A 10,158-nucleotide genomic window follows, 5' to 3' on the forward strand; every position below is an offset into this window, starting at 1 on the left:
GGCACGAATCGCAGGAGATCCGGTGAGAACAGACGAGCGCAGCCGCTCAGGTGGGATCGAGACCCACACCATCGACTTCATCCCGTCGACCGAGCGCCGCGGCAAGCCGTGGCACCTGTTCACGCTGTGGTTCGGTGCGAACAGCGTCATCGTCAGCGTGGTCACCGCCTCGATCCTGGTCGGCGGCGGCATGTCGTTCGCCTGGTCGGTCGCGGCCATCGTCATCGGCTTCGCGCTCGGCGGGTTCCTCGCGGCCTTCCACTCGGCCCAGGGCCCTCAGCTCGGCATCCCGCAGATGATCCAGAGCCGCGCCCAGTTCGGGTACGTCGGCGGTGTCGTCCCGATGATCATCGCGGAGATCAACTACCTGGTCTTCTTCGCCGCTGCGCCGGCGATCTGCGGTCTGCTGGCCAACGCGGTGTGGGGCTGGAACGTCTACCTGGTCGCCGTGGTCGTCACCGCGATCACCTTCGTGGTGGCGCTCTTCGGCTACGACCTCAGCCATCGACTGGCGAAGTACCTCAGCGTCGCCTCGGTGGTGGTCTTCGGGATCCTGACGATCCTGGTGCTCAGTCACTCGGGCATCGACCACCCGACCACGCACAACCTGCACACCGGCGGCTTCCAGACCGGCCTGTTCCTCACCGGCATAGCGGTGACCTTCGTCTACGCCGCGGGCTACGCACCGTACATCGCCGACTACTCTCGCTACCTGCCGGAGTCGACCTCGACTCGTGCGACCGCCTGGTGGACCTACGCCGGCATCGTGATCTCGGGCATCTGGTTGTTCGTGCTCGGCGCCTACCTGACCACCGTGACCGGCTTCGGCGTCGACACCCTGGGCTCGGTGGTCCAGGTGAGCGACTCCTTCAGCAAGGCCTTCACCGCGCTGCTGGTGATCGTGGTGATGGGCATCCAGGTGCTGCAGGGCTCGCTGTCGATGTACGCCGGTGGCAACACCGCGATCAGTATCGCCACCTCGCTGCGCCGTACCGTCGCGCCGGTCGAGGCGAGCCTGCGCACCCGACTGTGGTCACTCGTGCCCTTCGCGCTCGTCTGCCTGGTCGCGACCATCGCCTATTCGAAGAGCTTCACCAGCGCCTTCACCGACGCCCTCGGGGTTGTGCTGATCCTGCTGATCCCGTGGTCGGCGATCAACCTCGCCGACTTCTACTTCGTCCGCGACGGCCATTACGACGTGGAGGCGATCTTCGACCCGAACGGCGAGTACGGACGTGTCAACGTCGCCGGCGCGATCAGCTTTCTGCTCGGCTTCGTGGTCGAGCTCCCCTTCGCCAACCTCGGCTTCTGGGCCGGGCCCGTCGCGCACAAGCTCGACGGCGGCGACCTGTCCTGGCTGGTCGGCATCGTGGTCAGCGGTGCCTGCTACCTGTTCATGACCCGGACCGCGCGCGTCGCGGTCAGTACTCCGGAGGTGTCCACCCGATGAGCTCGACCATCCTGACCGGCGGCCCCGTCCGCACCATGACCGACGACGGTCACGTGCCCGAGGCGGTGCTGATCCATGACGGCGTGGTGCAGGCGATCGGCACCCTCACCGAGATGCGCCGCTCGGCGTACGAGACGCCCGAGATCGTCGACCTCGACGGCCGCACGCTGATGCCGGGCTTCGTCGACGCTCACGCCCACACCATCCTGCACGGGTCCGCGATCGACTGGGTAGACCTCTCCGGCGCCCGCAGCATCGACGACGTCGTGCACCTCCTCGGCGACCGTGCCACCGCGCGTCCCGGTGAGGCCGTTCGCGGCTACGGCTACGACCAGTCCAAGCTCGTCGAGGGCCGGCACCCGTCGGCGGCCGACCTCGACCGGGTGACCCGTGACCGCGTGGTCCAGATCCAGCACGCCAGCGGGCACGGCTACGTGGTCAACACGCTTGCCCTGCGCCAGGCGAACATCACCGCCGCGACCCCGACGCCCATCGGTGGCCGGATCGACCGCGACGCCGACGGCGAGCCGACGGGTGTTCTTTTCGACTCCGCGTGTGACCTGCTGACCGGTGCCGAGGGCGTCAAGGTGCGCAACCACGGCCCCAACTTCCACCTCCCGATGACGCACGCCGAGATCGACCACCTCTTCGACCTTGGTCAGCGCTCGCTGCTCGAGGCCGGCATCACCACGATGTGCGACGCCCAAGTCACGCAGCTGGAGATGGACAGCTATCTGCGGGCACGGGACGAGGGCCGGTTGCGGATGCGCACCGAGATGCTGGCGCTGTCGAGCAACCTCGAGCACCTCACAGGGCTCGGCATGAGCTCTCGGCTGGGCGACGACCAGCTGCGGCTGTGGGGCGTCAAGCTCTACGCCGACGGCTCGGTCATCGCGCGTACGGCGTACCTCAACGGGCACGCCTGCTGCGGAAAGCCCTCGCCCAACGGCTACCTCTACCACGAGCCCGAGGAACTCACCGCCCTCATCACCACGGCCCACCGCCTCGGCCTGAGCACAGCCACCCACGCCCAGGGGCCGCTGCCCATCGGCGTGGTCCTCGACGCCGTGGCCAGCGCCCGCGCCGAACGGCCGCGCACCGGCCTGGTGCACCGCATCGAGCACTGCGGCTTCCCGACCAGCGAGCAGATCGGCCGGATGGCCGACCTGCACGTCGTGCCCGTGCCGCAGCCGATGCAAGTGAGCCTCTACGGCGACTCGCTGATGGACGAGTTCGGCGAGTTCGGCGGCCGGTTCTACCCGTACGGCGAGTTCGAGCAGGCCGGCGTCCCGGTCGTCATCTCCTCCGATGCGCCGGTGACCATGCCCAACCCGCTCCAGGCGGTGTGGGCCGCAGTCACCCGTGAGACCCTCGGCGGTGCCGTCTCGGGCGACGAGGCGCAGCAGGCCAGCCGCGCCAACGCTCTGCGCGGCGTCACCGTCACCCCGGCGCAGATGCTGGGCCGCCAGGACATCGGCGTCATCCGCCCCGGCGCCAAGGCCGACCTCGTGTTCCTCGAAGCGGACCCCGTCACGGTGCCTGTCGAACGGCTACCCAAGATCGGCGTGACCGAGTCGTGGATCGGCGGAGAAGAGGTCACCCTCGGCTACCGGTAATTCGTTGAATTCGGCAGTAGAGGTCGATGCCGGCCGGTGGTGACTGCGTCGATCAGGGCTTGGAGCTCGAAGGGTGGGTCCTTGTCCGTCCAGGCTCGCCACCATCGCTTGAGGGTGGCGGCGGGGGTGAGCCAGCAGCGGATGGCCCGTAAGGCCTTGGCCAGCAGGGCGGTTGGGGCTGGTGGGGTAAGGCCGGGGCCCCCTCTCCGGCCTCTCGTCGGGCAAGGCTCCGGCGCGGTTGCATCCAGCGGTCCGCGTGGGTCGAACCACTGGTCCCAGCTGAAGGAGAAGGCGCCGTTGACCAAGGTCTGGTGGCGGCGGATGGCGCGGTTGGAGCGGACTTGGAAGTCGGCCCGGCCGAGTTCATCCTTGACCTGTTTGTAGCTCTGCTCGATCCACGGCCGCAGGCCGTAGAGGCGGACGATCTCGGTGAGGTCGGCGGGCGGGTGCGGGCTGGTGGAGGCGTGAAGGTGCGTCGGAGTGGGGCAGGGGGTGGTCAGGTACCAGGTGGCCTTCTCCGGCAGTCCGGCCTGGTCGGTGGTGGCCACGACCAGCCGGCAGGGTGAGCCGGGGCCGTAGCCGCCCAGCCGGGTGTCAGCGGCCCACCAGGTCTCGGTGTGCCCGTCGCGGAAGTGACGCTCCACCGGCGTCCAGTCGCGCCGGTCGTTGACCTGCTCGGCCTCCCAGGCGGGCTCGGGCAGGAAGAACTGCAGCCGCTGCACTACTGGGCGCTGCCTACTTGCGGACGAACCTGACGCTATGTCAGCTGACGGCTACCCGTCCTATCCGCCCACGGCTTCAAGGACCAGGGAGAACCCGACCACCGCGCCGGGACTTTGCCATGCCCAAGAGACAGAAGGCGCCTCGAACGTCCAGCAGTTGATGATCAGAGACGTGTCGTCATCGCAACCGAAACAGCGAGTGCCAGGACGTTGGGGGCATGGCTGAGCCCCTCGCCGCGCTCTCAGGCGGGAGGGGCTCGGGCGGTGCTCGGTCAGTGGGACGCGGGCGGGATGCTCTGGTCGTACTGGAAGACGTTCCGGGGGTCGTACTTCACCTTGATCTTTCGCAGTCGGTCGAAGTTGGACGCCCAGTAGGCGGTTTCCCAGTCCTGCATGCCGATGTTCGGCACGTTGACGTAGGCGCCGTGCACGTAGGGGCGCAGTGCCTGGCTGAATTCGGCGATCCAGGCCTGGGCCTTCGGGGTGAGCGGGTCGCAGACGCCCGGCTGGTCACTGCGCTTGCCCCAGCCGGCGCCGGGCTCGGCGTAGAAGAGCGCGTCGCGATGCGGGAACGCCGTGCCGCCGCGGGGGGTCTTCCTGAGCGCGCCCCCGAACGCCTGGACGAAGTAGTTGCTGTCGTCCGTGGGGGCTTCCCCCATGAACGAGGCGATCACGTCGATCGCCTTGGTCGGGAACGGCTTCTTGGTGAACTGCGAGTAGAACTTCCAGTTCGCGGGTTCGACCGCGATCGGGGTCTGGAATTTCGAGTACACGTCGCCCCAGTTTCCTACCCGCGTCGTCACCTTGGGGCTGTCGATCGACAGGAGCGGGGCCAGCAGCTTCTTCGCCTCCGCGGGTGTTCCTTCCGCGAGCACCGCGAACAGCAGGATCTGGTTCGGGTGTACTTCGAGCTGGGTGCCGAGGCGGTTGTCGGTGAACGGCGCCGTGCGCTGGTAAGCCTTGAAGATCCTGTGCAGGTCGCCGATTCCGTCCCACGTGGCTGTCAGATACGTGACGCTCTTGAGCGGGGCCAGCTTGTAGGTGAGCGAGGTGACGATTCCGAAGTTGCCGTTGCCCGCTCCGCGCAGCGCCCAGAGCAGGTCCGCGTTGTGGTTCAGATCGACCTTGATCACCTTGGCGCACTCGCCGTCCTCCGCGACGACGATCTCGGCGCCGATCAAGCTGTCGCAGGCCATGCCGAGCCAGCGGGTGAGGAAGCCGAAGCCGCCGCCGAGCGTCGCGCCGGCCAGGCCCACGCTGCCTTCGGTACCGGTCGTCACCGCGAAGTTCTGCCTCGCGAGCGTGGTCACCGCTTCCAGCTGGTTGAGTCCGGAGCCGACCGTCGCGACACGGGCGGCGGCGTCGATGTGGACCGACTTCAGCTCGCTGATGTCGATCACGAGGCCGTTGTCGACGTTCGACCAGCCCTCAAGGCTGTGGCGGCCACTCCGGACTCGCAGCGCGACGTCGTTCTGCCGCGCCCACGTCAGGGCGTTGACCACGTCCTGGGTGTTCTGGGCGAAGACGATGACCAGCGGATAGTGGGAGAAGAGCTGGTCCCAGCCGAGGCGCGCGTCCGTGTACCCGGAGTCCTCGGGACGGACGATGCGGCCGGTCAGCTTCGCCGGCGCACACTGCGCCCCGTACCCCTCGCTCACGGAGGTCTCGGTGACGGCGCTCGCACCGGGGGCCGCGGCGGCCGCGACGGCCGGCACGACGACCGCACCGGCACCTGCGGCTGCCGTCGCCTTGAGCACTTTGCGACGGGGGAAGTCGTTCATGGTCCGTGTCCTCTCGACTACCAGCGGCGCGAAGCTGTCCTTTATGGACCATTTATGCGAAGCGGACGTTAGCAAGTGCGACTACCGTGGATTGTTTCGACACGCTCGCAACCGCCGCCAAGGCACCCGACGCCGTAACTCCTCGCCTCGCATGTCGACCTCGCCCGGCCGAACTCCGTCAGCACAGCGACAAACCGGGCGGCGCTTTGTGGCGCACGTGGAGACCTGATGGGTCATCAGTGGACGGTGCTGAGTAGCTGTTGCCAAGGAGCCAAAAAGTCCGGTCGGCCGCCGATATGGACCAGGAGGCAGGTGGCCGAGGCCATACGCTTCCCGGCGGCATCATCAGGTCCGACGACGGAGACGCCACGCCGGGGGTGCTCGCCTGCGAGACGGTCGGAGAGATCCGCCTCGACCGCGAGGTCGGGCGGCTGCTCGCGGTGGACGAGGTGCACGGCGCTGGGCGACCGCCGCTGGTGGCGTACCCGTACAACGGCGGCGTCGTTGGCGACAGCGACGTCGCGGCGACCCACCTGTTGGAGAACGGCCACAGGCCAGGCTGGCTTGCCGGGCGAGCATGCTCTCTCGGCGGGTCAGTGTCAGACAGCCACCTCTCGGTGGATCCGGAAGTCGCTCACACGAGTGAGACCTTCACGCCTGGGCGATCCAAGTTCGGCTTGGCTGTAATCACGACCGGATGGGCGTTTCGGCGTAAACCCTGAAGTCACATAAGACACACGACATATCGGCGTGGTTGATCATCATTTGCGCATATCGACCTTACTCTTCCGCTGTCGATCAGCGACGTCGAAGGGAATGCCATGGCTCCCGAGCCCGATCCCGGCCGTCAGTCGGCCGCGAAGTCCGTGCCCCCATGCTTGAAGTCCCCTGCCGGCAGACGCCTGGGACGGCTACGGGCCGCCGCAGTGGCCGGTGCCGTGCTCGCCGGACTGAGTCCCGTGGCGGCCGGTGCGCCACAGGCTGCCGCCGCGACGGGGCACAAGGGGGATCCTACGCAGTACTGGAACAAGGTCCTGCTCCAGACGTTTCGCAATGCGCGGGGCTGGGACGCCTCGCCCGGCAAACTCTCCAGGGCCGGGGCGATGGTCTACGCGGCGATCTACAACGCCGAGAGCGCCTATCAGTACACCTACGGCACCTTGAAGTACCAGCCATACCTCAACCGGCCACTGAAGTACGCCCACAAACCGTCGCGGCCGCGTCCGGACGAAGAGGAGCGGCTGATCGACCGCACGGCGTACCGGATGATCTCGCAGTTGTTCCCGGGCGATCGGGCCTACATCGACGCCAAGTTCAAGGACCGGACCGGCCGCTCCCCCCACTCCTACGACCCCCTCGACCACCTGGTGGTCGACCCCGTGGTGAGGCAGATCAACAAAGCCCGGGCGGGCGACGGTTCCAACAACCCGGACGTCTACCGCGGCGACACCACCACACCCGGAGCCTGGCGGCCGACGGGTGAACAGGACTGCAAGCAGCCGAGCGACGCGGTGACCCCGAACTGGGGCAAGGTGCGGCCGTTCGTGCTCCGTTCCGGCTCGCAGTTCCGGCCTCCCACCCTGCGCGGCTTCACTTCCTACGCCGAACTGGTGGCCAGCCCGCAGTACGCGAGCCAGCGCGACGAGGTGCGACGGGTCGGTGCCGTCGACTCCACCGAGCGCACCCACGAGCAGACCGTCATCGCCTGGTTCTGGGACCATGACCTGGACGGCACCTACAAGCCCCCGGGACAGATGCTCCAGCTGACCGGGATCGTCGCCATGAAGTTCAAGCTCGACAAGTACAACACCACTCGCCTGTTCGCGGCGTCGGCGCTGGCGCTGGCGGATGCCGGGATCGCGGCCTGGGACACCAAGTACGACAGCCCGATCAAGCTGTGGCGCCCGGTGTCCGCGATCCAGGCGACGGGCGGCGCGAACGCGACCTGGGAGCCTCTCAACGCGGACCGCTCGGGAGCACCGTTCACCCCGTGCTTCCCCGCCTGGACCTCCGGGCACGCCAACTTCACGGCTGCGTGGGCAGGCGCGATGAAGCACTTCTTCGGGCGTGACAACGTCTCGTTCGTCGCGCACTCCGAGGACCCGCACACCATCGTGGCCAACCGCACGATGCACAGCTTCAGCCAGGTCGCCTACGAGGGTGAGTTCAGTCGTCTCTGGCTGGGTATGCACTACCGCTGGGACGCCGAGGACGGGAACGCGATCGGTACCCACGTTGCCGACTACGTGTCCGCCAACGCGCTGCTGCCGACACGACCGTGCGGTCCGCATCAGCACTGAAACGACACCCGTGGCCCACGCCTACGCAGGGCTGCCAGGCCTGGCCGTGGCCCCTGCCCGCAGCCGGATCGATGGGCGCCCCAGCCTCGCCACCGAGGAACTCATCGGGACCGCCTGCGACTTGTTGTCCCAACCGACGGACAGGGGTAGACCATACCGCTCTCCGACCAAGTGGATGTTCGGCCTTGATGGGCGAACAACGGTCCTGGGCATGCGCTGTTTGGCGGTGCGTCTCTCGTCCTTTCGATGGGTGGGTCTGGCGGGTGGGCAGTCGGCGGGGATGGCACCGGTCGACGATCAACGAACTGACCGATGGGATCGCAGGAGGAGCCTGCGACCGCTGCGTGAGAGTAGGTCATTGTGATCGACAGGCGGAACGTGCTGCGGGCAGGCGTGCTGAGCAGCGTTGGTGGGGCGCTGGGGCTGCAGGCACCGGAGAGCGCGGCTGCGGCAGCCGGGACAGCAGGGCGAGTTGACGCTCGGGACTGGAAGCGGTTGGCTGATGCGCTGTCCCCCGGGGCTACCCTCTACCGGCCGGGTGGCTCCGTATACCCGGCTCTGGCCTTGCCGTTCAACCACAGGTACGCCGGAATCCGGCCTGCCGGCATCGTCGCCTGCGCAACTACCGAGGACGTGTCTCAAGCCATCCGCTGGGCTCGCTCGGTAGGGCTGCCCGCCGTACCGCGCTCCGGGCTGGGACACAACTACGCCGGGTATTCGACCACCACGGGCCTGCTGCTGAACATGGCCCGCATGAAGAGCATCGTTTCCACCCCGGCGCCAGGCGGTGCCCACCCTCGGGACTACGGGCCGATGAAGGTCGTGCACAACGCCGGTACCGTCACCGTAGGGGCCGGGGTCACCAATGGCGACCTGCATCCGCTGTTGGAGGACCACGGCATGTTCGTGCCGACCGGTCGTTGCCCCAGTGTCGGGGTCGCAGGGCTGGTGCTTGGCGGCGGTATCGGCTTCAGCGACAAGATGTTCGGCCTGACCTGCGACCGGCTCGTCGCCACGACCGTCGTGCTTGCCGACGGACGCGCGGTCAAGGCCAGCAAGGACAAGCACCCCGACTTGTTCTGGGCCTGCCGCGGCGGAGCCGGCAACAACTTCGGTGTCAACACCTCGTTCACCTTCCAGTACGAGCAGTTCGAGGGCACCGTGGGTTTCTACCAGCTCCGCTGGAGCCTGGACTCCGTACTGCCGGTGATCGCCGCCGCGCAGCACATCGCCCAGGAGACCGTGGGCGACAGGCGGTTCCATCTGCGTCTGGGTATCGGGACCAGCGGGATGACCAGGACACAGATCCATGCGAATGCCAACGTCAACGCCATCGGTCAGTACTACGGCACTGTCCAGGAGCTGCGTGCCATCCTCGACCCGCTCCTCAAGATCGGCACGGCCGAGGAACGCGCCCGCAACAGCGCGTCCGTTCGTCAGGTCACGCCCGGTGAGGCGAGCGTACTGCTGAGCGCCACCACACCAATCGACCGCTTCGCCACCAAATCGGCGATCCTGAACTCCCGCAATCTCCTGACCGATCAGCAGGTCAGCGCGGCAGCCCAGCGCCTGCTGGACTGGCCCGGCAGCAGCAACGAGGACGGAGCCGGGTTCGCCATGTTCGCCCTCGGCGGCGAGATCAACCGGGTACCGCCGAACGCGACCGCGTTCGTACACCGAAACGACCTCTTCGTCTTCGCCGCGGAGACCTCGTGGGCAGACTACGACCGCCCCAGCGTCGCCGAAGCCAACCTCCACTGGCTCAAGCAGTTCTACGCCGACATCTTCCGCGACAAGTGGCCCGAGCACGCGTACCAGAACTTCCCCGACCCGACACTGAAGAACTGGCGGCAGGCCTACTACGGCACGAACTACCCCCGTCTGGTCGACGTGAAGCGGAAATACGACCCGACCGGCTTCTTCGACTACCCGCAAGCGATCGGCACGCGTTGAGTCCAAACCGCCAAGTTCCCTATCGATGAGTGCCTGATGAGACGGAGTCCGTTGTGTTCGGCCTTGTCGAGGCTGCTCGGCAGACTCCAAAGTCGCAGTGAGCGAGGTGTTCGGGCCGGTGGCCTCCACGTCCACCGCGTGGCGACTGCTCGCCGACGCCGACGAGAGGGTGCTGGCCCAGCTGCGATCGGCACCTTCTCGTGCTCGGGAGACACGGTCAGTGATCGCGTAGCGGTCCTGTACGAACATGTCACGTGCCCTGCACGGACGAGGGTTCCCCAAGCGCAGGGTTACTTGCTCCCTGGGTCTGAGCCGGCACTCCGGGGCCGGCCCCGG

At 67.5% G+C, this 10,158-nt stretch carries 6 protein-coding genes and 1 pseudogene; 5 read left to right on the plus strand and 2 right to left on the minus strand.

Going from position 1 to position 10,158, the window contains the following annotated elements:
- The first annotated feature begins 22 nt into the window (after window positions 1–22).
- Window positions 23–1,450, plus strand: coding sequence for a purine-cytosine permease family protein (locus BZY54_RS10570; RefSeq protein WP_158103837.1), 1,428 nt, complete (start codon window positions 23–25; stop codon window positions 1,448–1,450).
- Entirely contained in the window at window positions 1,447–3,066 is a 1,620-nt protein-coding gene (locus tag BZY54_RS10575; RefSeq protein WP_086724836.1) for an amidohydrolase, read from the plus strand. The genes BZY54_RS10570 and BZY54_RS10575 overlap by 4 nt, the downstream gene beginning before the upstream one ends.
- 33 nt (window positions 3,067–3,099) lie before the next feature.
- Here BZY54_RS10575 and BZY54_RS10580 read toward each other — a convergent pair.
- Both BZY54_RS10580 and BZY54_RS10585 read right to left on the minus strand, forming a co-directional pair.
- A pseudogene (locus BZY54_RS10580) lies at window positions 3,100–3,722 on the minus strand (IS701 family transposase); the annotation flags it as partial.
- Between the two features lie 338 nt (window positions 3,723–4,060).
- Complete coding sequence (locus tag BZY54_RS10585) at window positions 4,061–5,569, minus strand: FAD-binding oxidoreductase (RefSeq protein ID WP_086724838.1); 1,509 nt, start codon at window positions 5,567–5,569, stop codon at window positions 4,061–4,063.
- Window positions 5,570–5,865: 296 nt separating this feature from the next.
- Between BZY54_RS10585 and BZY54_RS52160 the strand changes: the two genes are divergently transcribed.
- The 3 genes from BZY54_RS52160 (at window position 5,866) to BZY54_RS10600 (ending at window position 9,822) form a co-directional block, all read left to right on the plus strand.
- Complete coding sequence (locus tag BZY54_RS52160) at window positions 5,866–6,291, plus strand: NUDIX hydrolase (RefSeq protein WP_208640613.1); 426 nt, start codon at window positions 5,866–5,868, stop codon at window positions 6,289–6,291.
- A 156-nt stretch (window positions 6,292–6,447) separates the two neighbouring features.
- The gene (locus BZY54_RS10595) at window positions 6,448–7,869 is read left to right on the plus strand and encodes a vanadium-dependent haloperoxidase (protein WP_158103838.1); all 1,422 of its coding nucleotides are present in this window, start codon (window positions 6,448–6,450) and stop codon (window positions 7,867–7,869) included.
- Window positions 7,870–8,247: 378 nt separating this feature from the next.
- A complete protein-coding gene (locus tag BZY54_RS10600) occupies window positions 8,248–9,822 on the plus strand; it encodes an FAD-binding oxidoreductase (protein WP_244217083.1) in 1,575 nt (524 codons plus the stop codon).
- Window positions 9,823–10,158: the final 336 nt, after the last annotated feature.

The organism is Streptomyces carpinensis, assembly GCF_002154505.1.
GTDB lineage: Bacteria > Actinomycetota > Actinomycetes > Streptomycetales > Streptomycetaceae > Streptomyces > Streptomyces carpinensis.

Bases quoted from the DNA above. Each gene is read 5' to 3' on its own strand.
- BZY54_RS10575 (WP_086724836.1), top strand. From the start codon at position 1,447: ATGAGCTCGACCATCCTGACCGGCGGCCCCGTCCGCACCATGACCGAC.
- BZY54_RS10585 (WP_086724838.1), bottom strand. From the start codon at position 5,569: ATGAACGACTTCCCCCGTCGCAAAGTGCTCAAGGCGACGGCAGCCGCA.
- BZY54_RS52160 (WP_208640613.1), top strand. From the start codon at position 5,866: ATGGACCAGGAGGCAGGTGGCCGAGGCCATACGCTTCCCGGCGGCATC.